Here is a 26,285-nt window from a genome sequence, read left to right on the forward strand (position 1 = left end):
TCGCTGCGATGCGGTAGTCGTTCGACGATGTGGCCTGGGGTCAGGCTGGTCGTGCGGGTTCCCCCAACTCGTCGAGCAAGCAACGGACCCGTGTTGCTACTCGCTCATGGCGTTCGACCTCGCGAGTCCACCCTCGGTCAGCGGCGTCAGCGATGAGCTGCTGCTCGACCTGCAGGCGCTCTCGCAGTCGGGGAGCGTAGTCGGGCGTGGTGACGAACTTGGAGCAGGTCTGGTAGAGGTCGCACTCGCAGGGCCCTTCTTGGGGCAGGCGAAGGCAGCGGCCGAGTTCGAGTTCGGTCTTGTAGAAGTTGGTCTTCAACCCGGTCACGGCTTCTTGGATGAGTTCACTGTTGCGGATGCTGTCGGCCTGTGGTCCGGCGAGGACTGCGCCGGGTTGAAGAACGGCCTGGTAGTCGGCGAGGACGACGGGGTCGGACAGGTTGGTAACTGCCGCCAGCACTCTGTTGCAGGTGCGGCCCGACAGCTGTCGTCCGTCGTCCCTCACCACTCCGAGCTCGCGCCGCTGCACCGGGCTGGTCGATCCCGACCGCCGAAGCCAGGTCAGGAACTCCACCGCCCGCGCCGGCGAGAACTCTGCGGAGGTCAGGCCGCGCTCGTGGAAGAAGCGGAACAGCTTCACCAGGTCGAACGCGTAGGCCCGGACGGTGTTGGGCGAGTAGGCCTTCGCTACCAGCAGCCTCAAGAACATCGACACCTCGGCTATCGGCTCGCCGTTGCCGTCGACGAGCTCAACGGCAGGCTCGCCGATCCGACTGACCGCTCTGTTCACCACTCGCATGACGCGGTACTAGACCAGGCCGAAACCCTATCTGAGCGGCAAGAACATCCAGCCTGTCGCCGCGGATGTCCAGATAACACGGTCCTCACCGACGACGGGATCCGGCCCGCGATCCCTACGACCCGCAGCGTGGCCGAGCGGCTGCGATTCCCTGAGATCCGAGAGGTTCCGATGCTCGATCCAGCCACGCCGATCGTCCGCCGCGTCCGCTCCGTCGACCCGGCGCGCAATGGGCACCACTACGAGCTGCCCGACGACATCGAATGCAACATCCCGCGCCGACCCCAGCCCGGGGAAGGTGCCGCGTGGAACGCCGCGCGTGGGAATTTGATCGAGACGTGTCGCGCTACCGGTGGTCGCCCGGTCGGGCTGCTCTACATCGACCTGCCAACGACCGACCCTCGCGGCTGGACCGTGCGTGTCGCGACGACGCTGCGACTACCGCAGGGCGAGCACGTCACCGCGATCGCCACCGCGCGTCGCGTCATCGGCCCGGGCGGCAGCGACCAGCTTTGGTCAATCCATGTCAACGGCGTGCACATTGCCCACGAAGACCGGATCGAGGCACCCGCTCCGTCCATCGTCGGACAGATCGTCCGCCGTGCACTCATCGACACTCCCTCACCACCTCGATCTCGCCTCGGTCCATCTCTTCGGCCGGAGCGGCCCCGGCACCGCCAGATCGCGCCTCGCCCTCCCGCGGTCTCACCGGCGGGATTACACACACCCGAAGCCGGTCGGTGAGGGCCCATGCACTTCGACGAAGGAGCCGCATCGGGTCTGCGCGACCACGATCCAGTCGGCGCCCCCTACCTGCTCCCTACCGGCGTCATCTCGAACATTCCCCGCTACCCGACGGCGGTCGGGGCCGAGCCCAGCTCGCTCAACCATGCTCGCGGCGAGCTCATGGAAGCCTGCCGCTTCACCAACGCACAACCGATCGCGCTGCTCGTGAGCTACGTCCTGCTCTACGACGTATCGCTCGCCACTGTGATCGAGTCCCGACTCTTGCTTCCCGACGGGAAACATGTCCGGGTCGACACGGAGTTCCGCCGCTACTGGGATACTCACAATGAGTGGTCGATCACCGTGAACGGCCGGGCCGCGGGCAGCCCTTTCCATTCAGTCCCGCCGCACCCTCGGATGGTCGGCTCGATCGTGCGCGCCGCTCTCGCCGCGACTGCTGGTCCCGACCCTTCGGGTCAACGTGCATCCCAGCATCACGCTGCGCGCCCAAGCGGTCGAGAGATTCCCCGGTCGCGACTCCGCGGACCGTCGGCCCCCTTCGGCGGGCTCGGATGATCAGCTGCCTTTCGTCGACCCGACCCGCCGGTCCACGTCGCGAGCGAGGCGCCCCCTGCCGAACCTCGACCGCGTGAGGAGGGAACTCCATGTGGCACGACCGTCAAGTGCAGTCCACGACCATCACGCTGGACCTCGCCGGCACCCAGGACGTGGCCATCGCCGATCACCAGCCGCGCACTGACTGCGCCGCGGTGACCGTCCGCATCGGCACCGCACTGGTCTACATCCACGACATGGCCACCACCGAGACCTTCACCAACGCCTTCTTCGACCTCGCCCACTCCGCGCGACGGCTGCCACGGGAGATCTACCCCAACATCGTCGCCCCAATCCTGGGCATGCCTGAGCCCGGAGTGATCATCAACGCCTCGGGATCGCCCATCGCCGCAGGCCGTCTGATCGAACGCCCCGGCCGATACAGCGTCCTGCGGCTACAGGTGGGACGACTCGTGTTCAACCTGCACGACCTGGGCGCCTACTCGTCCACTACAGCAGCGTTCCGCGCGGCAGCCTCTCTCGCCCCGAGGACCTTTCCCAACGCACCCGAGACCTTCCGCCGCACCGCGGTCGCATTGGCGACGAGCGCGATGCCGACCGTCGTTTCCCGACGGCGCCTGGCGCAAAGCACCCAGGAAGCGCGACTTGAAGCGACCGCGTCCCAACGCGTACCTGCCGCATCGCGGCCACGAATTGAACGGACATGACCACGCCCCGAGGAAGGGAGCGAGCCTCATCATGAACACTGCCGACCAGAACCTGGAGCGCATCCGCAAGCTGCTCACGAAGGCCGAACGCGCCGCGACACCCGACGAGGCGAGTGCCTACAACGCGAAAGCGGCCGAGTTGATGGCCAAACACGGCGTCGACGCCGTGATGCTTGCCGCCACCGCGCCCAACGGGACCCGCGACGTCATCAGCAGTCGCGACATCCCACTGACCGACCCCTACACCGCCGAGAAGGCTTCACTGATGCACGGCATCTCCCGAGCGATGGGCTGTCGCGCGATCAGCATCGTCGGTCCCGGCCGTGGCCACACCTACGGCGTCACCGTGATCGGATTCGAATCCGATCTGCCCCGCGTCGAACTCCTCTACACCTCTCTGCTCCTGCAAGCCACGAAAGCAGTGGTGCAGCAGCGCCCACCGGCATGGTCGGGCGAATCCGTGGCCGCGTTCAGGCGCACCTGGCTCCTCGGCTTCAGCACCATGGTCAGCACCCGCCTCGCCGCGGCGTTTCGCAGCGCTACCCAAGCCCACGATGCCGGGTCCACCGGCGGACCGTCCGCCACGCTGGTCCTCGCCGACCGCCGTACCCGAGTTGACCGCGCCGTCGAGGACCGCTTCACGAACCTCAGCAAAGGATCGCCACGACGTCTTTCTGGCAGCGGCTACGTCGCCGGAGCCGAGGCCGGCCGCCGGGCCGACATCGGCAACACCGCGCTCAAACGATCGCGACCCGAGCTCGGCCAGTGACTGGGAACAAGCGTATGCCGAACTCACCTCACGTCACCTCAGCACTCGGTGTCACCGATCCACTGCCGAACGCCCACCGCCCCGGCCTGCTGCCGCTCGTGGCCCTTCGACGCCCGTGGGCCCCAGCTCGGCTGTCATACGTGGTTTCGACCGTCGACGATCGGGGCCGAATCGCCGATCGATCGCTGATACGGATCGTCGGGTGGCGCCCTCGGCAACCCATCACACTGACCGTCGTTCACGGAGGTGTGATCGCACGCGCCGCGCCGGGAGGCGGTCAGTCGATCACGACCCAAGGCTGGCTGCGACTCCCCGCCGACATTCGGCATGCCTGCCACGTCCGGCCCGGTGACCGCCTCCTCCTAGCGGCGTCATCGGAACACGACACCGTGTTCGTTTGTCACACCTCACTGCTCGATGTCACGCTCGCGAGCGTGTTCGCCTGCGAAGACGGGGGCTCCGGGTGACGGACGCGGAGGTCGCAGCAGCCCGCCTGCTGCTCGCCCGCCTCGGCATCTCCCCAGAACAGCTGATCAGAAACTGCGCTGGTGAGACCCCATCCATGCCGACGTTCCGGGAATATGTCGAACAGGTCGGCAATGCTGTCCAACCTGGCACTCGTCGTGTCTACGAGACCTACTGGCGCCGCATTGTGCAAGCGTGGGGCGATCGACGGCTGGACGAGCCGACCCCACTGGAGATCACGCAGCTCGCCGAGCACGTCAAGACCACAGTCGTCGTCCGGCGCAACGCGCGTGGTGGACGGTCAGCCGCCGAACATCTCATTGCAGCCCTTCGATGCGTGTACAGATATGCCGCCGCAGACGGACTGATCGCGGATGCAGATAATCCAGCGCGACGTGTGGCCAAGCCGCGCCGGCTTGCAAGTACTCGAAGGGCGCTGCCGGATGCTCGACTGGCAGAGATCAACAATATCGTCGCCACCACAGGCAACGATCCGGAGCTGGACAGTCTGATGCTGCGCCTGCACACGGAAACGGCGTGTCGCCGCGGGGGCGCGTTGGCGTTACGCCCGGCCGATCTCGATGTCCAGCAGTGTGTGGTGTGTCTGCGGGAGAAGGGCGAGACCACGCGATGGCAACCGGTCTCGCCTACTTTGATGCGCCATCTCGTACTACACGGCACCGATCGCGACGCTCAACCCACCGAGCAACTCCTGCGATATCGCGGGGGCCAGCCGATCACGACAAGACGCTACGACTATCTGTGGGAACGAGTCGGGCGAAATCTGCCCTGGGCAGCGACACAGCAGATCAGCACGCACTGGCTCCGCCACACCACCCTCACCTGGGTCGAGCGCCACTTCGGGTACGCCGTGGCGCGGGCCTACGCCGGGCACAACGGCCGAAGCGATGCGGGCACCACGACCACCTACATTCGTGCAGACGTTCATGAGGTGGCCGCGGCGCTCGCAGCTATGGTCGGCGAACCGCATCCCCTCGCCTTCATCGAACCCGATCCCGACCAACCCACGAACGGGTTCACGGCGGTGTCGCTGCCCTCAACGACGCGGCAACCTTGACCGAGGTCCCAGCCGAACACCCCGTCACCCGTCGGCACCACGTCGGCGTCACGTCGGGCAGCGGACCGGCCTCCGCCGCTTCCTGCAGCGCGGCGCGCGCATCGTCGAGGTACTCGGCGAGAAGGCGACGTCGCTTGGGCTGCGGCGCATGGACCTTGTCGCGGGATGGTCCTTCGCGCCGGGAGAACGGCCGCGATTCACGAGGCTTCGGACCTGTGGGTTCGTGAACCTGCGCTGCCAACACCTCATGAACGATCCCCGACGATGCGTCGTGAACTCCGGGGGCCGCATCTGCCGGTGAGGATGCAGCGTTGCTGCAGGTGCGGCGGGCTGCCTCGGTGAGCCGGTCACGCAGACCCGGCCCGGTCTCTGCGGCCAAGACGACCAGCAGCGGCGGGACTGAATGCAGGACCACACCGGACGCCGACAGCGGTGCCCCCGTAAGGCCCCAGGACTCCCATGTGTTCATCGCGTAAGTAGCCGCGCAGGCACACCACTTCGTCCGGCGCGCCCACGCCGTCAGTGGAACCTGATAGCGCGACGTCACCTGCTCCGCACGCAGAACAGCGAGCAGAACCACCGAGACCATCGGGTCCAGTAGCCAAGCCGCCCACCAGACCGAGGAGAACGACCCTGCGGTCCCGGCCGCGAACCTCTGGACGTTCACCATCGTGAACAGCAAGCCCAGCACGATCCCGGCCCACAGGAGAAGGTCGACCTGACGGCGAACACGTTCAACGTGAAGCGCGATCACGTCGGGACGCGCCACCAGCGAACGGATCTGTGCGGCTTCCTGAGCAGCCGCCGTCAGTCGAGCAACACGGCCTGAGTTGCACTCAGCGCCCAGGCTGTCGACCCTCGGTCTGCGTCCGCTCCCTTCGAACCCCACCGACCCGCGTTCGGCCAATGTCGCGGCGGACGGCTGCGATCCGCTGTCTGATCGTTGGCCGCTCATGCGAGCGGATGCGGTTCGCCGGTCAGGCTCGCGAGCGCTGCTGCGACTTCCTGAACGTTCGCGCGGACGTAGGTCGAGGTAGCTGAAGGATCGCCACCTCCGTCGGTGTGCCCGGCGTAGGCATGTGCGACTCCATAGCCGAAGTTGCGCTCAACCCAGGTCAACGTGGTGTGGCGCAGCCAATGCGTCGAGATCTGCTGCGCTGCCACCCAAGGCACATGCTCTCCGATGCGGACCCAGAGATGGTCATAACGTCGCCGCGTTATGGGGAGCCCTGATTCGTAGCGCAGCAGCTGCCCTTGGGACGGCGCATGCCGCTTCGTGGCGTGCTGCTGCAGATGAGCCATCAGAGTCGGTGAGACTGGTTGCCAGCGAACCGTGCCCGCCTTCTCACGCAAGAAGATCAGACACTGAGCAGGATCCAGGTCCTGCGGGCGCAGCGCCAGTGCGCCGGCCCGGCGACATGCGGTCTCGACATGCAATCGCAGCAACAGCGTGTCGAGCGCAGGATCGTTACCGGTGGTCGCGGCAGCAAGATGTATCTCCGCTAGGCGGGCATCCGGAACGGCGCGACGGGTACTCGGCAATCGGCGCGGCTTGGCCACCTTGCGAGCAGGGTTGTCCGCGGAATCGATCAGACCGTCGTCCTCGGCGTGCCGGTACACGCACCGCAACGCGGCGACGAGATGTTCGGCGGCACTGCGCCCACCGCGGGCATTGCGCCGGGCCACGGTGTGAAGCTTCGTGTGCTCCACGAACTGCTTGATCTCGGTCGGGGACAGTTCATCAAGTCGGCGGCTCCCCCACTGGTCGTTGATGCGATTCCAATAGGACCCGTAAACGCGACTCGTCCCTGCACTCACTGCGGCCCTCACGGTGGGGATGTATTCCGTGAACGTCGGCACCGCAGTCCTCGGTCGGGAAGCGTTGACCAGGTCCGCAGCCGTCACACCCATGCGATCGAGGATGAGGCGTGCGGCCTCGAGCTCGGCCTGTCGCAGTGCTTGCCGCGCCGCCGGTGAGGGGCTCGTCATCGCCTGTCACCACCCAGAACGACGCCGTGGTGCGCCGCGAGCAGGACGTCGAGCACGGCAGGAGGATGAACCATCAGCAGCTGCTGGGTCGGATCTGCGACCAGGAGCACCCGATCCCCCGCGGCGAGGTGACAGGACCGCCGCACGCTTGCCGGCAGCCGGATGTACCCGTCGTTCCCGACCCGCGCCTGCCCCCTGAGGTGAGGAGTGATCGACACCGAACCACTCCCGAGGTACAGGTCGAGGGACTGTCCTGGACTCCATCCCAGGGATCGGACAAGGGCGATGTCACCGATACGACCGCGACAGTCCATGACCGCCAGGCCGTACAACGCCGCACATCTACGAGCGGCCCCAAGCGGCGGAAGCGGAAGGCACTGTGCAGAGGGCGTCGAACTACCTGGCTGCGGATCAGTATCAGATTGCCGGCGCGGCAGGGAGACCGCCGGGACGATCAAGGGTGTCATCTCGGCCACCCCCACTCGGGAGGACACAGTTCTCGCGCCGGGACACCAGTCGGGGGTTCAAGTGCGCTTGAACCCAGGTACGTCGGACGTGGCAGATATGCCACGCACATGTGTTCGAGTCCCCCCTCGGACACAAACCCAGACCCCAACCGTTGGGGTTGATCTTCGTCTCTGCACGCACCAGCGCGTCTTCGTGCAGGTGGACCAGCATGAGTCCCAGTTGTAGGTATATCTGGGCGCGCGCGACCGGTGGCGCCTGGGCCAGCGTCGTACGGATGTCCGATCGACGGCTCGTTGACCGGCTGCGAGGGTCGCGGGGCTCGTCGCGGCGTGCGGACGACGCCAGGCGATCTCCCATCGGCAGTGGGCCGACCTGGTTGCGGGCCGGGAGCAGCTCCCGGCGCTGCAAGTCCGGTCAGATCCTGGCCGGGTCGCGGTCAGGCGCTCCGAGAGCTCCACGACGGCGCGGTAGTGGAACCGCGAGTTCGTGTCGAGTAGCCGCCACTGGCGCGGGCTGCCTGGACATGCCATCCGGCTGTTGACGACGTCGCTCAACGACGCGACCTTCCGCCCCACTCCCGCGCAGATGCACACATTGCGGCTGCGCAGGACCGAGACGCACTCCTCGACGGTCTGCGTGTCCGATACCTGCAGCTCCACCTCGTCGGGGCCGACGGGGACGCCGCTCGTCAGGAGGAGCAGCGAGCGGTGCTGACTGGAGAGCTGCTGGCCGAGCTGCAACACGGCGGCGCCCGCCACCTCGACGCCGCCGAGTGCCTTCTCACCGGCCCACAGCTCCAGGCCGAGGTCGTTTCCACCGATCGCGGCGTGTGCGCACGAACACGGTGGCGTCGTGCGTTGCAGTCATCAGTGCTCATCATCGTCGACGTCGTCGAGGAGACCGGTGCGTCGACGGTCACCAGCCGCCGATCCAGCCGTCGAAGATCCCGTACGGCTCGGCGGCCGGATCGGCCGACCGGCCCTGCAGGAAGTCGAAGTCGCAGCCGGAGTCCGCCTGGGTGACGCGTTCGGCGTACAGGGCTCCGTACCCCCGCCGGTACGCCGGCCGGTGCCGGCGCGGTGCCCTGCGCCGTTCGGTCAGGGTCGCCTCGTCCACCTCCAGCTCGAGCACTCCCGCGCGTGCGTCGAGCCGGATGACGTCGCCGTCCTCGACGAGCGCGAGCGGGCCGCCGACCGCGGCCTCGGGGCTGACGTGCAGGACGGTCGTGCCGTACGCGGTACCGCTCATCCGCGCGTCGGACACGCGGACCATGTCGGTGACGCCCTGGCGCAGCAGCTTCTCGGGGATGGGCAGTGCCCCCCACTCGGGCATGCCGGGGCCGCCGACGGGGCCGGCGTTGCGCAGCACGAGCACCGAGTCCGGCGTGACCGGGAGATCGGGATCGTCGATCCGCTTCCGCAGGTCGTCCATGTCCTCGAAGACCACCGCCGGGCCCCGGTGCCGCAGGAGGTGCTCGCTCGCGGCACTGCACTTGACCACCGCGCCACCGGGCGCGAGGTTCCCGCGCACGACGGCGAGCCCGCCCGGCCCCTGCACGGGATCGGCGAGCGAGCGGACCACCTCGCCGTCGACGGGCGGCGCCTCGGCGAGGTTCTCCCCGATCGTGCGGCCGTTCACGGTGAGCGCGTCCCGCCTCAGCAGCGGCGCCAGCTCCTTGAGCACCACGGGCAGCCCCCCGACCTCGAAGAGCTGCTCGACGAGGTGCTTCCCCGCCGGACGGACGTTCGCGATCAGCGGGACCCGCGCCGCGATGTCGTGGAAGTCCTGCAGCCGCAACGGGACCTCGGCCCGACCGGCCAGCGCCAGCAGGTGCAGGACCACGTTCGTCGAGCCGCCGAGCGCGACCAGCACGGTGATCGCGTTGTGGAACGCGTCTGCGGTCAGGACGTACGACGGCCGGACGCCCTCGCGGGCGATCCGTACGGCCTCCCGGCCGCAGTCCTCGGCGACCTGGCTCCGCCGGGCATCCGTCGCGGGGATCGCGCTCGCTCCCGGCAGCGTCATCCCGAGCGCCTCGACGATCGCCGATACCGTCGACGCCGTCCCCATCTCGGGGCAGTGCCCCACCGACGGACCGGCGGCGGCCTCCAGCGCCGCGTACTCGGCCTGCGACATCCGGCCTGCGCGGACGTCGTCCACGTACGTCCACAGGTCGGTGCCGACACCGATCTGCCGGCCCCGGAACGTCGCATGGCCGTGCGGTGCACGAAGCCGGGGACGTCGCGCCCGTCGTCGCCTTGGTACCGGAAGCGGCCGTCCGGGAACGTACCGTTCATAGCGTGCGCGCCCCAGTCGCAGATGCTGGCCCGCCCGGTGGCGCAGTATCGGCACCCGCCGCAACTCGGCTGGAAGCTGCACACGACATGATCACCGGGCTGGACGCGGGTCAGGTGCGGCCCGACGGACTCGACGATCCCCGCACCCTCGTGCCCGACGACAATCGGCTTGCGGCCGCCGAGGACCGGCGCCCTGCCCTCGCCGACGCCGTCGATCATGTGGAAGTCCGAGTGGCACAGACCGGAGGCGACGAACCTGACATGGACCTCGCCGACACCCGGTTCGTCCACCTCCAGCGTGCGGAGTTCGAACTCGGTGCTTCCCTCGTCCACGACCGCCGCGAGCGTCCTCATGATCAGCCGGACTTCCGCTCGGCGGCGACGTAGATGTAGGCCATCGTGGCCGGCCTGCCGCTGCGGTTGCGCCACGCGTGGCGGGTGCCGCGTTGTACGACGCACGTGCCGGGCGTGATCCGCCGCTCGGAGCCGTCCCCGAGGGCCAGCACCCCTCACCCTCCAGGCAGATTCCGTAGTCCACGCTGTCGGTGGTGTGCATGCCCGGCCGCCGCGAATACGCTGGGGCATGCAGGGGCGAGGATCAGTGCTATCGCCCGTGCCTGCGGACAGCCTCGCCACGTGGACGTGGGCGGGGCGGCCTGCCAACGCGCGTCCTCTGCCGGTGAGGTGAGACCGCTCCCGAGGCGCTGAAGCTCGATGATCACGCCGTCCCGCATAGGATCGCCAACCGCCACATGAGCCGAACCTCCACCGGTTCATCACCTCACGGGGCGTATCGGCGGCACTCGTCAGCATCGGTGACGAGGTCCTCGGCCGCGACCGGCGCCGCTCGATCACCCGGTCGGACGGGGTTGTGGGTCGAACACCGCAGAGTGCTCGGTCACGAACTCGTGGAACGTGCGAGGCGAGCGGCCCAGGACCAGGGTGGCGTCATCGGTCAGCCAGGCGGCATCTCCCTCGGAGATCAAGCTGAAGGCGCGGGCGTTGTCGGTGGCCACCCGCTCCGGCACCCCGGCCGCGAGCATCGCCGCCCGGTCCTCGTCCTCGGTCCGAGCCTGGAACGTGATGGGGTGACCGAGGACAGCGGACAGCGTGGTGGCCGCGTCCGAGTAGGACAGGAGCTCGGGGCCGGTCAACCAGTAGGTGCGCCCACCGAGACGCTGCGGGTCGAGGGCGATCTCCGCGGCGACCGCGCCGACGTCGCGGGCGTCGATCAGGCCGACCCGGCCGGTTCCGGCGGAGGAGGCGAACCCGTTGTGGGTGCGGATCATCGGGGCGAGGGCGAGGAAGTTCTGCATGTAGGCGTTGGAGCGCAGCAGCGTGTGCCGCAGGCCCGAGGCGGCCAACCCGGCCTCGATCTGTGCCTGGCCCCGCCGCCGGCCGACCGGGGAGTCGACCGAGGCCTTGCTGGTCGCCTTGACCAGGTGGCCGACACCGGCCCGGACTGCCGCATCGATGACCGCGAGCTCCTGATCGGGAACAGCCGGGCTGACCATCACCACCACCGAGACCCCCACCATGGCCGTATCGAGACTCGCGTCAACGTCGAAGTCGCCGACCGCGATGTCAGCGCCCGCCGCAGCCAGCGCGGCTGCCTTATCGGGATCACGCACGAGCGTGCGGACAGGCACGCCGCGCCCGGCCAAACCACGTGTGGCCGCCGAGCCCACCTTGCCGGTCCCACCCGTCACCAGGATCATCGCGCTCCTCCTCGACTGGATTGTGCGATCCACTGTCGGGACTCGTGAATGGATTGTCAAATCCAGAATCGGGTAGGCTGCGAGGCGTGACGGCGGTGCAGAGGTCAGCGGGTCTGACGGCCAAGGGAGCACGCACACGCGCGCGGATCGTGGACGCGGCCGCGGCTCTGGTGCATCAGCACGGCGTGGCCGACACCACCGTGGAGGAGGTCAAGAAGAACGCCGGGGTGTCCAGCTCGCAGCTTTACCACTACTTCACCGATAAGGACGCCCTCGTCCGGGCCGTCCTGCACCGCCAGACCGAGCTCATCCTCGCCACCCAGGACCAGGCCGACCTCGGCTCGCTCGCCGGGCTGCGGGCCTGGCGCGACGGGGTGATCGCCCACGCCCGCTCGGTCAGCGGTGCCGGTGGCTGCCCCCTGGGCCATCTGGTCGGACAGCTCGCCGAGACCGACCAGAACGCGCGGCTCGAACTCGCCGAGGGCTTCCACCGCTGGGCCGCGGTGTTGCGCACGGCCCTGCACGACCTCGACCGCGCCGGCGATCTCCGCCCCGGGACCGACCCCGACAATCTCGCCGACACCCTCCTGGCAACGCTGCAGGGCGGGCTGCTGCTCGCCCAGGTCCACCGCGACGCCGGGCCCCTGGAGACCGCACTCGACACCCTGATCGGCCTGGCCACCCACGCCCCGACCAACGACTGATCGCCGTGGTCACCCGCGCTCCGCCGATGCACCGAAGATCACCGCGCGCGCCTTCCCGTAGGACCCCCGTCGACATGCCCGGAAGGGGTCCTGTCGAGGGCCCAGTTGAATCTGGCTCTGGCGCACTTTGCGTGATCGCCGCTCGGCGTGTCACTCGATCATGGAGTGATCGAGGCTCGATGATCACCGGACATGTGATCTTGTAGCCCGGTTGCTGCCGCACCTGGGCGGCGTCGTGCTCGACGACGTCCACCAGGTGCCCGGTGGCGTCAGGACGCCGTCAAACGCAGCTCCGGCCTGCACATCGGCATAACCCGCAGATCCTCATAAGACGCGTTATGCCGATGTCGGCGTAACGCGTCCGCCGTCACGACCACCCCGGCCAGATCGATGCCGGTCAGGGTGTCGAGCAGCGGGGTGAACGCGGTGATCTCATTGGTCTTGCCCGCCACGTCGAGCTGGCCGAGCACGACGCGGGTCTGCTGGTCGATCACGGCAAGCAGACGCCGGCCGACGACCACGTTCCCGCCGCGGTCGGTGTGGCGGGAACCCCGCAGGGTCTTGCCGTCCACCGCCAACACCCGGCGCCGCCCGGTCGGCGCCACCGCCGCGCACAGCTGTTGTGCCCGCACCGGCACTACGACCGCGTGTCGCCGCAGATCAGCACCCACTCACCGCGACTTTGCCGACCCCCTGGGGCAGCGAGTGCCACGTCGAACGCGGCCACCCGCTCCGAGGTCGCGGATTCCTTGAACCTGACGGTCACGCAGTGGATCAACATCGGCGTTCTCCTTGTGAGGTACTGAGGGGTGAGCGAGGGTGTCACCATCATCGGACGGTGGCACCCCCCCAGCAGCCGAGAGACTGCGGTCATCTCACGCGAGGACGAAGCCCATGTAGTTTTTCTCCGCCGACTCGCGGCACTTGTCCAAGTACATAGTCAGGCCACCCGGGTAGGCCAGCAGTTCCTTCTTCTTGCCCGGCACGTTGGCGTTCATGTACCACGAGTTCGCCAGCACGAAGGTGGTGGCGTTCGCGAGCTCCTCCAGGTGAGTGTGCCACTTGTCCTCGGACTCGGGCGTCGTCTCGATCCGCGTCAGCCCCATGTCGCGCATGTAGCAGATCGCGTTAACGACCCAGTCACCCTCGACCTCGGCGCAGGTCGGGCCGTTGCAGAACGCCGACGGGCTCTGGGGGCCGTACACGTAGAAGATGTTCGGGAAACCGGCGGTGGCGCGACCGAGGAATGTGCGCACACCGTTCTTGAACACGTCAGCATACGACTCCCCCTTGGTGCTGCGGACATCGATGTCGGTGAGGCCTCCCGTGAAAGAGTCGAAGCCGGTCGCCAACACGATCACGTCGAACTCGTGCAGCGTGCCGTCGGCGGTGACGATGCCGTTCTCGGTGAACCGTTCGATGGGGTTCTCGTTGACATCGACCAGATCGACGTTGTCCTGGTTGAACGTTTCGAAGTACGTGTACTCCAGCGGGCAGCGCTTGGTGCCGAAGGGGTACGGCGGGGTCTCGGGGACCAACTTCTCGGCCAGCTTGGGGTCCTTGATCCGCGGGAGCGTCTTCTTGCGCCAGTATGCGTAGATCTTATCGCCCACCTCGCGGTTGAAGAACATTTCGGCGTAGCCGCCGAGCCAGATTTGCAGACCACCCATCTCCCAGAGCTCGTCGCACTTGGCGTAGAACTCCTCGTCGGAGACCTCGGACGTTGGCGTGTAGATGACGTCGTAGTCGAGCCCGGCGAAGGTCGTCTTCCGGTACTCGAACATCTCCGGGTGGGTCTTGCGTAGCTCGTCGTTGGCGGCCTTGTCGAGCTTGGGGGACTTCATTGGCAGGATCGTCGGGGGCGTCCGCTGGAAGACGGTCATTGACGCGACGTCGGGCGCGGTGGTCTGGATGACCTGCACGCCGCTGGCGCCGGTGCCGATGACGGCGACGCGCTTGCCGGCCGTGTCATAGCCCTTGGGCCAACGGGACGTGTGGAAGCAGTCGCCCTTGAAGTCGACAATGCCCGGATAGTTGGGGTAGAGCGGTTTGGATCCGGTGCCAAGCAGCGGCAGGAGGAAGCGGGTCCGAGTGAGGAAGGACTCGCCGGTCTCCTCGTTGCGGGTCTCGACCACCCACCGGTCCGCATCCTCGTCCCACTGCGCGGCGATGACACGCGAGCTGTAGCGGGTGTCCTTGGCGAGGTCCAGCTTCTCAACGGCGAAACGGAAGTACGCGGCGATCTCCGGCTGCCCGGGATACGCCTCCGACCAGTCCCACTCGTTCCAGATCCGCTCGTCGGAGAGCTGGTAGCTGGTGCAGGGAGTGTCGACCCGGGCGCCCGGGTACTGGTTCCAATGCCAGACGCCGCCGGCCGCGGAGCCGGCTTCGTAGAGCTTGACCGCGAAGCCGCGGGAGCGGAGCTGATCGAGCTGGTAGATCCCCGCGAAACCGCCGCCGACGATGAGGACATCGAGCTCCTCGGTCACGGGGCGGGAATCGGTAAGCAAGGTGTTCACGTTGGTGTTCCTTTCGCTGTGCCACAGCCCGTTGTCGCTGTTCGGCCGCTTGGTTGATGAGTGTCAGTTCGACGGTGGTGCTGGCGGGCGGCGCGCTGCTGGCTCACGTGTCGCGCTCACTGATGTCGCCTTTGAGCGACGCCTGCTCGGATCGCGAGCGGCGAAAGACCCCCATGGACCGAACTCCCCTAGCTGCTCGGGCTTGCCGATGAGGTCGCTGATCCATTCCACGTGCTCGTCGATGCTCGGCGGCAGGTTGATGAACGGGCCGTTCAGTCCGAGGATCATGAACATGTTGGGGAAGCCGTGTGTGGACACTCCCAGGTAGCTGGTGGGCCCGCCCGACCAGTGCTCGTTGACGTGCTTGCCGTCGCGGCCGCGCAGGTCCATGGACCGGTAGTTGCCGTCGACGCGTCGAATCCAGTCGCCAGGACGAGGACGTCGAGCTCGTGCTCGACTCCGGCGGCGGGTGCGCACGCCGCAGGGGGTGATCTCCTCGATCGGGTCTCCTCGACCGAAACCAGCGTGACGTTGTCTGATTCGAGCTCGGCCGGCCAGGCGTTGGTGTGGGTGCCGACGAAGCTGTCGATCCCCGGGATGGCCGGAATGTTGAGCTTCGCGAGCAGGCCCAGTGCCGTCACCAGGTAACGGCTCGTGAACTCCTCGCCGGTGCTCGTGCGGGCCTGCCGGACGTTGCGCTCCTCGTCGACCGCCGCACCCGTCACGTGGTGTCAAGTTGGATGTCACGGCGGAGGTCGTAGCGGTCCACGACATGGTTGAGGTCTCCTCGATGGCGGACTGCTCGTGAGGGGTGCGGGTGCGAGCGGTGTCAGCTGCGGTACCAGTCGGCGATCGCGGCCATCTCGTCGTCGGCCTCCGGGGCGTTCCCGGCGAGAAAGGGAAAGACATGCTGCATGCCCTCGACGACGCGCAGGGTGACCTCGACGCCCGCGGCCTCGGCCTGGGCGGCGAGCCGGGTAGCGTTGTCCAGCAGGGACTCCGCCCCGCCCGCGTTGACGTAGAGCCGGGGGAAGCCGGTGAAGTCGGCGTAGAGCGGGTTCGCCAGCGGCGTCGTCGGGTCGATCATCCCCCCGGCGAGGACGCCGGCGATCATGCTCTCGAGCAGCGGCACGGTGACCAGTGCGTCGGTCGCGGCGTTGCTCACCAGCGTCGCGCCCGCGTTCTCCATGTCCAGCCACGGCGAGAACGCGATCACCTGCCCGGGCAGCGGCCTGCCCTGCTCGCGCAGCGCCAGCGGGATGGCGACGGCCAGGTTGCCGCCGGCCGAGTCGCCGATGGTCGTGATGTCGCCCGGCGCGATGCCCCGCTCGGTCAGCGCGGTGAACACCGCGACCCCGTCCGCGACCTGCGCGGGGTGCGGGTGCTCGGGCGCCCGGCGGTAGTCCAGGACGAACGCGACGACGCCCAGCGCCTTGGCCACGTGCGCGGCCAGCTTGCGGTGGCTGGACGCGGACCCGACGACGAAGCCGCCACCATGGGTGTAGAGCAGCACCTTCGAGGCGTCCGCGCCGACCGGCAGGGTCCAGATCCCCGGGACGCCCCCGACGGTCTCCTCGCGGTAGGTCACGTCCTCGGGCTCGCGGGTGGGCTGGTGCCACTCGTCGAAGATGCTGCGAAACAGCCGCATGGTGAGGTCGGGCGTGGTGGCGATGATGTCCGACCAGTCAGCGTAAAGCCCCCGCAGTGCCTCGGACTCGGGTGATATGGACCTCGGCCGGGTCGATGGCGCCGCTGTCATGTGGTCCTCCTTGACCTCTGGCGTGAGCCGACTCCCGCGCCGGTGCGGCCTCGCGCTGTGACTTCTGGCTCAGACTGTGGCGATCTGCGCGTGCGCACGGTTGTTCCGATCTGAAACGCCCGGCGGCTATGGCAACTACGTCGGGCGCAGTGGCGCGCAGCCGGAACGGTGTCTAGTGCCAGCCGGTCGGCGATCGCCCAGATCACCGTCGGATGGTGCACGGGGCCGAGGTGGCCGGCATAAACCCCGATGTTCTCCGTGCGGGGCCTCGGCTGATCCACCCGCGTTCCGCAGCTGGTGTCGAGGCTGGACATGGATGTGGGGTTTGACCTGCGGGACGCCACGCCGAAAGCCGCCGGGACGGGCATGTGTCCAGGCGGTGGTGTTTGTGCCGGCCAGGACGTCGCGAGTGCCGGCCCGAGTTCGATGATCTTCTTGGGTGCGTCGACACCGAACTGGGTGAGGATGTCGCGATGGGCGGTGGTGCGTTCGGTGCATTGCCGGAAGGTGCCGGCGGGGCCTTCGAAGATGCGGACGTGCAGGTCCTGCAGGTCGGCGCGGACGCGGTTCCAGGTGTCGCCGGTGGTGGTCTCGACGATCCGGACCAGCAGCAGGGCGAGCCAGCAACGTCGGCGCCACCTGCACCTTCTGCGACAGACCACAATGGACGCGTCCCGGTCGACAACCGGGCCGGGCAGCGCTCTTCCGGCTGCCATCGCGGGCGCGAACAGCTCCCCGGACAGCTCGGCGTGTTGCGCCTAGCACTCCAGCCGTAGTGCTCCAGCGCTAGATCGTGATCTTCCCGGCGTGGCGGTCCCGGACGTGGAACGGCCACCGCTCGATGATCGTCCGTTGTGTCGACATCCGAAGATCAAGCGGTGGCTGCGAGGCACAGAGTAGAGCCGGAGTTGTGGACGTCGGAGACCGACGGGCTCCTCGAACGGACGGCCGGGAGGTTTGACCCGCCCCGCCGTGTCCGCAGACCTACAGCGTTGAGTGGCCGGCCTCGGTGAGGGCGGGTGGGCGAAGTACACCGGCAGCCCGGTCGCGGGTGATCAAACGTCGTGACGGACGCCCAAGGGGTCAGTCAGATCTCGAGCCACGCGTGCCGCCGCACACCCACCCACCATCACCGTGCCGGCCAGGCCTGCCTCACGGTCAGTCCACCTGCTGACGATCCCGGAGGGGATGTTAGTGGTGATTGACATAGGTTCGGGATGTGTTCTACGCTCCAGCAGAATCGCGGCGGCTTCCCCTCATGGATGAATGAGTCCCAATGGACCTTGAAGCCCCATCTTCGACGGCCCAGGCACTGCACAGACAGGACGGTCAGGACATGGCGCAGTTTGAGTTCATCGAATGGCGGGAGAATGGCCCGACTGCGACTGTGTGGTTCGACCGTCCTCCGGCGAACGCGGTGAACCAGGCGATGTATGTCGAGATCAAGGAGTTCTTTGACAACGTCGACGTGCACCTGCCTGAGGCGCGGGTCTTGGTCCTCGCTGGTAGGGGTAGGCACTTCTGCGGTGGCAATGACCTGGAGGAGTTCCAGACGCTGGACCCGGAGAACTCGACGGGCCGGATGAGGGAGGTTCGTGAAGCCTTCTTCTCCATCTACGACAGCACCAAGCCCGTCATCGCCGCAGTGCAGGGCGCCGCGGTCGGCACCGGGCTGGCCATCGCCGCCTCCTGCGATCTGGTGGTCGCCGCTGAGAGTGCTCGGTTCGCGCTGCCGGAGGTGAATGTCGGTGTGATGGGTGGTGCGAAGCACCTGTCGCGGATGGTGCCCCAAGGCATGGTCCGGCTGATGCACCTGAGTGGAGACATGGTTCCGGCGGCCAAGCTCCTGCCCTATGGCGGGATCGTGGATGTCGTCCCCGATGAGAAGTTGTATGAGACTTCGCAGTCCTTGGCCGAGTCGCTGGCGCGGCACAGCCCGGCCGCTTTGCGGTTTGCCAAGAAGAGCCTGAACACTATCGAGTACATGGACTTGAAGGGCGGCTACGAGTTCGAGCAGTCCTTGACTGGTGAACTGTCGGGCTTCGAGGACTCCAAGGAAGCGCTCAACGCGTTCCTGGAGCGCCGGGCGCCCGTGTACACGGGTCGGTGAACATCATGTCGACGATGGACCTGGATACCTATCGCGTGCAGGCGCGTGAGTGGCTGTCCTCAGCCGAGGTTCCACATGTGCCTCTGGAGCTCGACGAGCGATTTGAAGTGCTCCGTGCGTGGCAGCGCACGTTGTTCGATGCCGGGTGGATCGGCATCAGTTGGAGCCGCGAGGCCAGTGGGCAGGGCCTGTCGCCAACGCATCAACTGGTGTTCGCCGAGGAGCTGGCACGAGCCCGTGCGCCGATGCCGATCGGGCTGATCGGCCTCGATGTGGTTGGCCCCTCCATCGACCACCACGGCAAGTCGTGGCAGCGTGCGGAGTTGCTGCCGAAGTTGCTATCGGGCGAGCACATCTGGTGTCAGGGATTCTCCGAGCCGAACGCGGGGTCCGACCTCGCTTCGCTGCGGACCCGGGCAGTCATCGACGGTGACGATTTTGTGATCTCGGGCCAAAAGGTGTGGACGAGCTGGGCGCACAAGTCGCAGTGGTGCGCGTTGCTGGTCCGCACCGATCCCAACGTCCACAAGAACGCCGGAATCAGCTACGTGCTCGTGGACATGAGCACGCCGGGGATCACCCCGCGCCCGCTGGAGCAGATGACCGGAGACCGTGAGTTCTGCGAGGTGTTTTTCGACGAGGTGCGGGTGCCGCGCCGGAACCTGGTCGGCGAGTTGAACGAGGGCTGGCGGGTGGCCACCCACACCCTCAGCATCGAACGTGCTGCTTACACCGTGCGTCGCCGCGTCGACTACGAGGTCGCCTTCGAGGACGCAGCCGCCGCGTTGCGGGATGCGGACCTCCCCGGCCCGGAGACGGCTCTTGGCCGACGTGCGCGCGTGGCACTTGGCCGAGCACAGATCGCGCTGAAGGTACTCAGCGCCCAGACCCGGCAGACCGTCAAGCGTTTGGACGCCGGCGAGGTTCCCACGCCGCACGACTCGGTGGACAAGCTACTGCTCAACGGCATCGAGCAGACCGTGTTTGCCTCGATCGCCGAACTGCTCGGCCCGTCGCGGGCGCTGTCGGGATCGAGTCCTCTCGGACTTGAAGCCGACCGCTGGGTGCACGACCACCTCTACTCACGGGCGACCTCGATCTACGGCGGCACCTCGCAGGTCCAGCGCAACATCATCGCTGAGCGACTTCTAGGACTTCCCCGTGACTGATAACGACACCATCGCCTCGCTCGCGGCCACCGTCGATGACTTCCTGCGGTCCGCCTACGACGCCGACACTCGTCGGCGAATCCTCTCGTCGGCCGACGAGCGTTCGAGCCTGGTTCCGTCCTTGGCCCAGCTGGGCACGTTCGCCGTGGCCCTGGAGGAGGAACACGGTGGCCTCGGCCTCCCGCGCGCGGCTCTTGCTCCGATCTTTGTTCGATACGGGCGCCACCTTCTGGCCGGGCCGTTGTTGGAGAGCTCGCTCCTGCCCGGAGTGGTGTACGAGCACATCAGCGATGAAGGCTGCAAACTCCTGGACGATGTGGTCGAGAACGGCTCGGTTCTGGCCTTCCTCGATCCGGGCGTGACTCGCCACTGGGCGGGGCAGCTCGGCTCGGTCAGCTGTGCGGACGGCAGGCTTCAGGGCAGGTTCGACGCCGTGCGGTTCGGGGCTGAAGCGACGGTCCTGCTGGTTGTCGCCGATCGGGAGGGCAGCCCTGAGCTGCAGCTGATCGAACCGACGACGCCCGGTGTGACGATCGAGCCCGTCGGCAGCGCCGACCCGGCGCTGAACTTCAGCCGGGTCACGCTCGACGGGGTTGAAGGCATTCCGGTGGGCGATGCGGCGACAGCACCGGGGCTCGTGGCGCAGATCAGGCGGTGGAGCCGCGTCCTTGTCGCCTGCGAGTTGAGCGGCATCGCCACCCGCTGCGCGGAGTTGGCCGTCGAGTACGCGAAGCAGCGTGAGCAATTCGGACGAGTCATCGGCTCTTTCCAGGCGATCAAGCACATTCTTGCCGACATGCATACTGATGCGGTCTCGCTGCACAACTTCTGCGAGGCCGTGGCCGGGGAGTTGGACGAGCTTCCCGGCATCGAGGCCGAGAGCAGCGCCATGGCGTTGAAGGCCTACGCCGCGCAGGTTGCCGTCTCGGTGTGTGAGAGCGCGATCCAGGTGCATGGCGGAATCGGCTTCACGGCCGAGGCTGACGTCCACTGGTACTACAAGCGGGCCCTAGCGCTGCGGGCCTGGTACGGCGATGCCACTGAACTCGAAGAACAGGTCGGAGCCCTGGTGTTGGACCAGCCTCCGGCACGGACGGTCAAAAGGGTCTGAACAATGGGCACCACTCTTCTGAACGCGGACCTCGTCGCCGAGTCCACCGCATCGGGGGCCTGGCAGGACAACTTTATCGACGGCTATCTGTCGGACGCCGCTCAAGCCGTCCCTGACCGCCCCGCTGTCGTCGACCGTGGACGAACCTGGACCTACGCGGAGTTCGACGCCATCGTCGACGCCCTGGGTGCTGCGCTACAGCGCCACGGTGTCGGACATGGCGACGTCGTCTCGTGGCAGCTACCGAACTGGGCCGAGGCGTGTGCAATCCATCTTGCCGCGATCCGGATCGGCGCGATCAGCAATCCGATCATGCCGATCTACCGTCACTCGGAGACGCGATTCATACTGGAACAGGCGAAGTCCAAGATCGCGTTCATCCCCGGGACGTTCCGCAACTTCGACTTCTCCGAGATGTTCGCGGAGATCACGACGGGCCTGCTGGAGCTGACGACCGTCGTTGTACTGGGCGAGGCACAGCGGGATCACGAGGTCTCCTTCGAGGACTTCCTCGACGGCTTCCACGGCAGCAAGCCCGAGCCGGTCACGCGCGACGCCAACGACCTGGTGCTCCTGCTGTACACATCCGGCACGACGTCGGCTCCGAAGGGCGCGCTGCACACGCACAACACCCTCGACTACGAGAACCGAAGCATCATCGAGGTGATCGGCCTGACCCAGGGCGACGTGGTGTTCATGCCGTCCCCGGTAGGTCACATCACCGGCATCTTGTATGGCATCCAGATGCCGCCGATGTTGCGAAGCGGCGTCGTCCTCCTGGATATATGGGAGCCAACCGCCGGCTTGGAGCTGATCCAGGAACACCAGTGTGCCTTCATGCTCGCGGCCACGCCGTTCCTGCACGGGCTCGTCCATCACCCCTCTCTCGGCGACTACGACGTCTCTTCGCTGAGGAACTTCCTGTGTGGAGGTGCGGACGTCCCGCCGGACCTGATCGTCAACGGCACGACAGCGTTGGACTGCATGGTCGCTCGGGTCTACGGGTCGACCGAGTACCCCACCGCCACCACCGGCCACGCCGCGGACCCGTTGCAGAAGCGCGCCCACACCGACGGCCGCGCCATCGGCTTGGCCCGCATCAGGATCGTCGACGACCATGAGACCGACCTCGACAGCGGGCAGGACGGCGAGCTGCTCGCACGAGGTCCCGAGATGTTCGTCGGCTACCTCGATGCCGAGTTGAACAAGTCCGCGTTCACCGATGACGGATGGTTCCGCACCGGAGACCTGGGTCGTATCGACGCCGATGGACACCTTGAGATCACCGGTCGCAAGAAGGACATCATCATTCGCGGCGGCGAGAACCTCAGCGCCAAGGAGGTCGAGGACCATCTCTTCGCTCACCCCAAGATCGCCGAAGTCGCCGTCGTGGGCTCACCCGATCCGGTGTTGGGAGAGCGGGTCTGTGCTGTCGTCGTTCCCGAGCCTGACGTGGCAGTGGATCTCACCGAACTCATCGAGTGGCTCCTGGAGCGCAAGATCGCCAAGCAGAAGCTCCCCGAGAGCCTGATCGTGCTGGACGAGATGCCTCGTACAGCCAGCGGAAAGATCCAGAAGTTCAAGTTGCGTGACCTGGCCAAGGACCTGGTCGAGGGAGGGCGTCTTCCTGATCAGCAGATCACGCGGGCGCCACAGCGGTCGACCTTGCCCGCTCCTCGATCAACTCACCCATCGACCCAAGCGGCGGCCACAGTACCGTCGCGGAACGGAAAGTCACGAACGAGCACGAGCTGAGCATCTTCTCCACCGGCCATCAGTTCCTGGAGGGCCTCCGCTGGCAGGAGGGAGGCCTGTGGTCCAGCGACTCCTTCACCAAGGCGGTCAAGCGCTTCGCGGCCGACGGCTCCCACCAGACCGTCGTCGAGGTCGAAGGTTCTCCCTCCGGCCTGGGCTTCCTCCCCGACGGTTCGGTGCTCGTTGTCTCCCAGGCTGACAAGTCCGTCCTGAAGGTCGCGCCCGACGGTACGCCGACCGTCCACGCCGATTTCAGCCAGTTCGCCGGCGGCATCGGCAACGACATGCTCGTCACCAAGGCTGGCCACGCCTACGTCGGCAACTTAGGATTCGCGCTCGGTGAGGAGAACCCCGAGACGACGCGGCTGGTTCATGTCGGCCCCAGCGTGCGCAACCCCGGCGCCTGGTCGGACGCCTGTGCCTTCGGTGGCGATGACCTCGACACGCTCTACATGACCTGCAACACCACTACGGTGGAGGAGTTCAACGTCGGCAAGTCCTCGGCCGCGATCGCCACGGCCAAGGTCGGACGTAAGGGTTCCGCTGCCGCCTGAACAGGAAATACCTCAGGGATCATCGAGAGGGCTGCGGCAAAACGTGTCGGTCACCTCGACTGATCTCTCCCCGCAGGTGGGTCCATCGCAGTATCTCGCCGACGCATCACAAGGCGGCGGTGCGCCCGATACCAAGTAGTACTGTTCTGCTCGGTCGGCCAGGGCAACGCGACGTGCGGTCGCCTGTCCGACCGGGAGGGCCGGGAGTGTCGGGAGTGTCGGAGAGGAGTCACGCGATGGGTGGCGCGGCGCGTCCCGCGAAGGACACCGCGCGGCGTCCGCCGGATCGCGGGCGGCAGATCGCCCTGAACGCGCGTGAGCTGTTCACTGCCCACGGCTATCACTCGGTGCGGATGGACCAGATCGCCGAAGCGAGCGGCATCACGGCGCGGGCGCTCTACCGTCATTACGCCAACAAGCAGGCGCTCCTGTCCCACGTGATCCATGAGGATCAGCAGCGTTTGGTGACGGCCCTGGAGCAACTTGCGACGGCCGACGACGCCGGCAGCGTAGAGGACCGTCTCTCGACGCTCGCAGAGGTGGGTCTGGAGAGCCGGCGCCTCTCGGTTCTGTGGCAGCGGGAGGCCCGACACCTCGACCGGGACGATTTCTTGCTGGTCCGCAATCGGACTCGTTGGATTGCCGAGCAGGTGGGGCGCCTGGTGGTGGCACCAGCGGCCCCCGACCTCGACGACTTCACCACGGATGTACGGAGTTGGTCGGTGGTCAGCATCCTGACCAGCCTCGCCTTCTACGACAGTGGCCTTTCTCGTGCCAGGCTGAACAAGTTGCTCGTTGAGGCGTGCATGCGAGTCATCGGTGTTGTCGGCGCCCACTCGGAGCCGGGCGCCCCAGCGGTCCAGCACCTGCGGATGCCCGCCTCGAGGCGTGAGCAGCTCCTCGCCGCCGCCGCGCGCGCCTTCCGGCGTAACGGGTATGCAGGGGTCAGCATCGATGACATCGGGGCCGAGGTCGGAGTGGTGGGCCCGGCGATCTATCGCTACTTCGACACCAAGGCGGGCATCCTCGTGGCGGCGACGAACCGTTTCTACGAATGGCAGGCGCTCGAGGTGGCGCAAGCCCTGACTCGGCCTGCGCGCGACGCTGACGTGTTCGATGCCCTGGTTGAGGGCTACGTCAGGCTCGCAGTGCGGGCCATCGACGTGTTGGCCGTTTCCTTCACGGAGAACCACTACCTGCCCGAGGGCGAGCGCGATCGGTTCGACCGCATCCGAGAAGAGAACACGCTGGAGTGGCAGCGCTGGATCTCGGCGACACGCGACGATCTCGACGAGGCGACCGCGTTGACCCTCGTACACATCAGCAAGGGCATCGTCCACGACCTCGTGCGTATCGCACATCTGTACCGCGAGCCGACCTTCGCCTCTGAGCTCACGACAGCGGTCACTGCTGTCGTGCACGTCTGACCCCTCCCGGGGTCCGCACGCGATGGCGGCCGATGCATGCCGGAACCGATGCCGGCCGCACCACTGATCTCGGCCGGCCTGTCATGCACTGGTGGCTCTGTCGGATACAGGGACGACCTGCACCGCCTCCAGACCCTCCACCGCCTGCCACCGCCCGACCTGGGCCAGGTCGGCCAGCATGTTCTGGATCGTCAGAGCTCGTCGGGCGGGAAGGCGTCCCCGGCGGCCCCGAAGGACGTTCATCCACCGTCGACCGGAAGAAGAACCCCGGTCACGTACGACGACGCCGGCGCGGCGAGGAAGCACACGGCCCGCGCGATGTCGTCGGACTTGCCGAACGCGCCCATTCGGCGGCCATCGTCCTGGTCATCATCGCGACACCGGCCTTCGACGGGGCGTAGGCGTTACGCATAGGGAGGGGCGAAAGCGCAGCAATCGAGGCGATGTTGACGATGCGACCGAAGCCCGCAGGCAGCATGAACTGCTCGGCGATGGTCTTGCTGCAGATGTACGGCTCACGCAGCAGAACGTTCATCGTCAGCTGCCAGCGGTCAACATCTTGCTCGACCGTGGGCAGGACGACGTCGGAGATGCCGGTATTGTTCACGAGGACATCGACGCGCCCTGCCCTGTCCTTGACGATGGCGGCCAGTGCTTTGACGGCGGCGAGGTGCGAGACATCACCGCCGACCCCGAGAGCCTGCCCGCCCGCCTCGGTGATCTCCCGGGCGGCTTGGTCGGCGGCCTCCGGCTCAAGATCGTTCACCACCATGCGGACTCCGTTGCTCGCGAATCAGTCGGCGACCGCCCGGCCGATGCCGCGTGCCGCGCCGGTCACAACGACGACCGGCGCGTCATCACCCGGCCATGCACCGATCAACGTGGCGGCCAGGTCGTTGTCCTTGGTGGTCATGGAAGAGTCCCTCTTCGTATCGTGTGGTGGCGGCGTCGATCTGCGGGCTGGTTTCAGTCCGCAACGAGGAACTGGGTGCTGTGGAAGGAGTCAGCCAACGGGGCGAGGTGATCACGGACGACCGCTTGGTGCGCTGGGTGCTCCAGGTAAGCGTGGAAGGCGTTCGCATCGTCGAACGCCGTGACCAGCGCGTAGTCGGCGTTCGTCGGTCTCTCTCCGAGATCGCGCCCGTGGCGGGTTTCACGGATGAGCTCGATCTGGGCGGGCAGGGCAGCGAGTGCCACGTCGAACGCGGCCACCCGCTCCGAGGTCGCGGATTCCTTGAATATGACGGTCACGCAGTGGATCAACATCGGCGTTCTCCTTGTGAGGTACTGAGGGGTGAGCGAGGGTGTCACCATTCGTCTGCCCGCAGCCGTGGGACGGCTGGTCAACGGCGTCGAATCGCGGGCCGATTGCCGACCGAGTACGCCGCCGACGAGTCTTGCCGGGCGTCTCACGAGGCGATCTACCAGTGGGTGTACGCCCAACCGGTGTCCACCCTGGCCAAGGAGCTGATCCGGCTGCGCACGGCGCGTACCGCACGCAAGGGCGGCCGGCGTCCGCCGCCGGCACCGCGGATCCGGGAGGCGGTCTACATCGACGACCGCCCGGCCAAGGTCGAGTTCTTCC

At 67.2% G+C, this 26,285-nt stretch carries 23 protein-coding genes and 2 pseudogenes; 12 read left to right on the forward strand and 13 right to left on the reverse strand.

Annotated elements, in window-relative coordinates; genetic code table 11:
• Window positions 1-40: 40 nt before the first annotated feature.
• Complete coding sequence (locus ACFPFQ_RS20400) at window positions 41-790, reverse strand: site-specific integrase (RefSeq protein WP_379621125.1); 750 nt, start codon at window positions 788-790, stop codon at window positions 41-43.
• Window positions 791-928: 138 nt separating this feature from the next.
• Between ACFPFQ_RS20400 and ACFPFQ_RS20405 the strand changes: the two genes are divergently transcribed.
• From ACFPFQ_RS20405 to ACFPFQ_RS20425, 5 genes are all read left to right on the forward strand, one after another.
• The gene (locus ACFPFQ_RS20405) at window positions 929-1,543 is read left to right on the forward strand and encodes a hypothetical protein (RefSeq protein WP_379621127.1); all 615 of its coding nucleotides are present in this window, start codon (window positions 929-931) and stop codon (window positions 1,541-1,543) included.
• A 6-nt stretch (window positions 1,544-1,549) separates the two neighbouring features.
• On the forward strand, window positions 1,550-2,101 hold the full coding sequence (locus tag ACFPFQ_RS20410; RefSeq protein WP_379621129.1) for a hypothetical protein: 552 nt from the start codon (window positions 1,550-1,552) through the stop codon (window positions 2,099-2,101).
• A gap of 89 nt (window positions 2,102-2,190) precedes the next feature.
• The gene (locus ACFPFQ_RS20415) at window positions 2,191-2,808 is read left to right on the forward strand and encodes a hypothetical protein (RefSeq protein WP_379621131.1); all 618 of its coding nucleotides are present in this window, start codon (window positions 2,191-2,193) and stop codon (window positions 2,806-2,808) included.
• On the forward strand, window positions 2,747-3,577 hold the full coding sequence (locus ACFPFQ_RS20420) for a DUF2786 domain-containing protein (protein ID WP_379621133.1): 831 nt from the start codon (window positions 2,747-2,749) through the stop codon (window positions 3,575-3,577). The genes ACFPFQ_RS20415 and ACFPFQ_RS20420 overlap by 62 nt, the downstream gene beginning before the upstream one ends.
• Before the next feature lie 463 nt (window positions 3,578-4,040).
• Complete coding sequence (locus ACFPFQ_RS20425; RefSeq protein WP_379621135.1) at window positions 4,041-5,120, forward strand: tyrosine-type recombinase/integrase; 1,080 nt, start codon at window positions 4,041-4,043, stop codon at window positions 5,118-5,120.
• Here the strand turns inward: ACFPFQ_RS20425 and ACFPFQ_RS20430 are convergent.
• The 6 genes and pseudogenes from ACFPFQ_RS20430 to ACFPFQ_RS20455 form a co-directional block, all read right to left on the reverse strand.
• Window positions 5,080-5,889: a hypothetical protein gene (locus ACFPFQ_RS20430; RefSeq protein ID WP_379621137.1), complete on the reverse strand. Its 810-nt coding sequence runs from the start codon at window positions 5,887-5,889 to the stop codon at window positions 5,080-5,082. The genes ACFPFQ_RS20425 and ACFPFQ_RS20430 overlap by 41 nt on opposite strands.
• Window positions 5,890-6,071: 182 nt before the next feature.
• Window positions 6,072-7,109: a tyrosine-type recombinase/integrase gene (locus ACFPFQ_RS20435; protein WP_379621139.1), complete on the reverse strand. Its 1,038-nt coding sequence runs from the start codon at window positions 7,107-7,109 to the stop codon at window positions 6,072-6,074.
• Window positions 7,110-8,492: 1,383 nt separating this feature from the next.
• The gene (locus ACFPFQ_RS20440) at window positions 8,493-9,956 is read right to left on the reverse strand and encodes a dihydroxy-acid dehydratase (RefSeq protein ID WP_379621141.1); all 1,464 of its coding nucleotides are present in this window, start codon (window positions 9,954-9,956) and stop codon (window positions 8,493-8,495) included.
• Window positions 9,920-10,228: pseudogene (locus ACFPFQ_RS20445) on the reverse strand (alcohol dehydrogenase catalytic domain-containing protein); the annotation flags it as partial. The pseudogene ACFPFQ_RS20445 and the gene ACFPFQ_RS20440, both read right to left, overlap by 37 nt.
• 2 nt (window positions 10,229-10,230) lie before the next feature.
• Window positions 10,231-10,380 (reverse strand): hypothetical protein, encoded by a 150-nt coding sequence (locus ACFPFQ_RS20450; RefSeq protein ID WP_379621143.1) that lies wholly within the window; start codon window positions 10,378-10,380, stop codon window positions 10,231-10,233.
• A gap of 345 nt (window positions 10,381-10,725) precedes the next feature.
• Complete coding sequence (locus tag ACFPFQ_RS20455; RefSeq protein WP_379621145.1) at window positions 10,726-11,592, reverse strand: NmrA family NAD(P)-binding protein; 867 nt, start codon at window positions 11,590-11,592, stop codon at window positions 10,726-10,728.
• A gap of 86 nt (window positions 11,593-11,678) precedes the next feature.
• Here ACFPFQ_RS20455 and ACFPFQ_RS20460 point away from each other — a divergent pair, with 86 nt between their 5' ends.
• Window positions 11,679-12,296 (forward strand): TetR/AcrR family transcriptional regulator, encoded by a 618-nt coding sequence (locus ACFPFQ_RS20460; protein ID WP_379621147.1) that lies wholly within the window; start codon window positions 11,679-11,681, stop codon window positions 12,294-12,296.
• Window positions 12,297-12,565: 269 nt separating this feature from the next.
• Here ACFPFQ_RS20460 and ACFPFQ_RS20465 read toward each other — a convergent pair whose 3' ends face one another.
• The 4 genes from ACFPFQ_RS20465 to ACFPFQ_RS20480 form a co-directional block, all read right to left on the reverse strand.
• Window positions 12,566-12,967, reverse strand: coding sequence for a transposase (locus ACFPFQ_RS20465; RefSeq protein ID WP_379621149.1), 402 nt, complete (start codon window positions 12,965-12,967; stop codon window positions 12,566-12,568).
• 204 nt (window positions 12,968-13,171) lie between these two features.
• Complete coding sequence (locus tag ACFPFQ_RS20470; RefSeq protein WP_379621151.1) at window positions 13,172-14,815, reverse strand: flavin-containing monooxygenase; 1,644 nt, start codon at window positions 14,813-14,815, stop codon at window positions 13,172-13,174.
• 63 nt (window positions 14,816-14,878) lie between these two features.
• The gene (locus ACFPFQ_RS20475; RefSeq protein ID WP_379621153.1) at window positions 14,879-15,205 is read right to left on the reverse strand and encodes a hypothetical protein; all 327 of its coding nucleotides are present in this window, start codon (window positions 15,203-15,205) and stop codon (window positions 14,879-14,881) included.
• 439 nt (window positions 15,206-15,644) lie between these two features.
• Entirely contained in the window at window positions 15,645-16,574 is a 930-nt protein-coding gene (locus ACFPFQ_RS20480) for an alpha/beta hydrolase (protein WP_379621155.1), read from the reverse strand.
• A gap of 1,276 nt (window positions 16,575-17,850) precedes the next feature.
• Between ACFPFQ_RS20480 and ACFPFQ_RS20485 the strand changes: the two genes are divergently transcribed.
• The 6 genes from ACFPFQ_RS20485 (at window position 17,851) to ACFPFQ_RS20510 (ending at window position 24,700) form a co-directional block, all read left to right on the forward strand.
• Window positions 17,851-18,684, forward strand: a complete 834-nt coding sequence (locus ACFPFQ_RS20485; RefSeq protein WP_379621157.1) for an enoyl-CoA hydratase-related protein — start codon at window positions 17,851-17,853, stop codon at window positions 18,682-18,684.
• A gap of 14 nt (window positions 18,685-18,698) precedes the next feature.
• Window positions 18,699-19,853, forward strand: a complete 1,155-nt coding sequence (locus ACFPFQ_RS20490; RefSeq protein WP_379621159.1) for an acyl-CoA dehydrogenase family protein — start codon at window positions 18,699-18,701, stop codon at window positions 19,851-19,853.
• Complete coding sequence (locus ACFPFQ_RS20495; RefSeq protein ID WP_379621161.1) at window positions 19,846-20,964, forward strand: acyl-CoA dehydrogenase family protein; 1,119 nt, start codon at window positions 19,846-19,848, stop codon at window positions 20,962-20,964. Before ACFPFQ_RS20490 ends, ACFPFQ_RS20495 begins: the two co-directional genes overlap by 8 nt.
• 3 nt (window positions 20,965-20,967) lie before the next feature.
• Window positions 20,968-22,719 (forward strand): AMP-binding protein, encoded by a 1,752-nt coding sequence (locus ACFPFQ_RS20500; RefSeq protein ID WP_379621163.1) that lies wholly within the window; start codon window positions 20,968-20,970, stop codon window positions 22,717-22,719.
• A 26-nt stretch (window positions 22,720-22,745) separates the two neighbouring features.
• Complete coding sequence (locus tag ACFPFQ_RS20505; protein ID WP_379621778.1) at window positions 22,746-23,273, forward strand: SMP-30/gluconolactonase/LRE family protein; 528 nt, start codon at window positions 22,746-22,748, stop codon at window positions 23,271-23,273.
• A 236-nt stretch (window positions 23,274-23,509) separates the two neighbouring features.
• Window positions 23,510-24,700: a TetR/AcrR family transcriptional regulator gene (locus ACFPFQ_RS20510; protein ID WP_379621165.1), complete on the forward strand. Its 1,191-nt coding sequence runs from the start codon at window positions 23,510-23,512 to the stop codon at window positions 24,698-24,700.
• Window positions 24,701-24,939: 239 nt separating this feature from the next.
• Here the strand turns inward: ACFPFQ_RS20510 and ACFPFQ_RS20515 are convergent.
• Together ACFPFQ_RS20515 and ACFPFQ_RS20520 are read right to left on the reverse strand one after the other, a co-directional pair.
• Window positions 24,940-25,481: pseudogene (locus ACFPFQ_RS20515) on the reverse strand (SDR family NAD(P)-dependent oxidoreductase); the annotation flags it as partial.
• A gap of 185 nt (window positions 25,482-25,666) precedes the next feature.
• Window positions 25,667-25,966 carry a Dabb family protein gene (locus ACFPFQ_RS20520; protein ID WP_379621167.1) on the reverse strand — a complete coding sequence of 100 codons (300 nt, stop codon included), beginning with the start codon at window positions 25,964-25,966 and terminating at the stop codon, window positions 25,667-25,669.
• Window positions 25,967-26,285: the final 319 nt, after the last annotated feature.

The sequence above is a fragment of the Pseudonocardia sp. GCM10023141 genome, assembly GCF_042653605.1.

Excerpts from the sequence above, each read along its gene's own strand:
- ACFPFQ_RS20480 (WP_379621155.1), bottom strand. The coding sequence starts at position 16,574 with ATGACAGCGGCGCCATCGACCCGGCCGAGGTCCATATCACCCGAGTCC.
- ACFPFQ_RS20520 (WP_379621167.1), bottom strand. The coding sequence starts at position 25,966 with ATGTTGATCCACTGCGTGACCGTCATATTCAAGGAATCCGCGACCTCG.
- ACFPFQ_RS20415 (WP_379621131.1), top strand. The coding sequence starts at position 2,191 with ATGTGGCACGACCGTCAAGTGCAGTCCACGACCATCACGCTGGACCTC.
- ACFPFQ_RS20410 (WP_379621129.1), top strand. The coding sequence starts at position 1,550 with ATGCACTTCGACGAAGGAGCCGCATCGGGTCTGCGCGACCACGATCCA.
- ACFPFQ_RS20490 (WP_379621159.1), top strand. The coding sequence starts at position 18,699 with ATGGACCTGGATACCTATCGCGTGCAGGCGCGTGAGTGGCTGTCCTCA.
- ACFPFQ_RS20485 (WP_379621157.1), top strand. The coding sequence starts at position 17,851 with ATGGACCTTGAAGCCCCATCTTCGACGGCCCAGGCACTGCACAGACAG.
- ACFPFQ_RS20475 (WP_379621153.1), bottom strand. The coding sequence starts at position 15,205 with ATGGACCTGCGCGGCCGCGACGGCAAGCACGTCAACGAGCACTGGTCG.
- ACFPFQ_RS20455 (WP_379621145.1), bottom strand. The coding sequence starts at position 11,592 with ATGATCCTGGTGACGGGTGGGACCGGCAAGGTGGGCTCGGCGGCCACA.
- ACFPFQ_RS20500 (WP_379621163.1), top strand. The coding sequence starts at position 20,968 with ATGGGCACCACTCTTCTGAACGCGGACCTCGTCGCCGAGTCCACCGCA.
- ACFPFQ_RS20510 (WP_379621165.1), top strand. The coding sequence starts at position 23,510 with ATGGGTGGCGCGGCGCGTCCCGCGAAGGACACCGCGCGGCGTCCGCCG.
- ACFPFQ_RS20435 (WP_379621139.1), bottom strand. The coding sequence starts at position 7,109 with ATGACGAGCCCCTCACCGGCGGCGCGGCAAGCACTGCGACAGGCCGAG.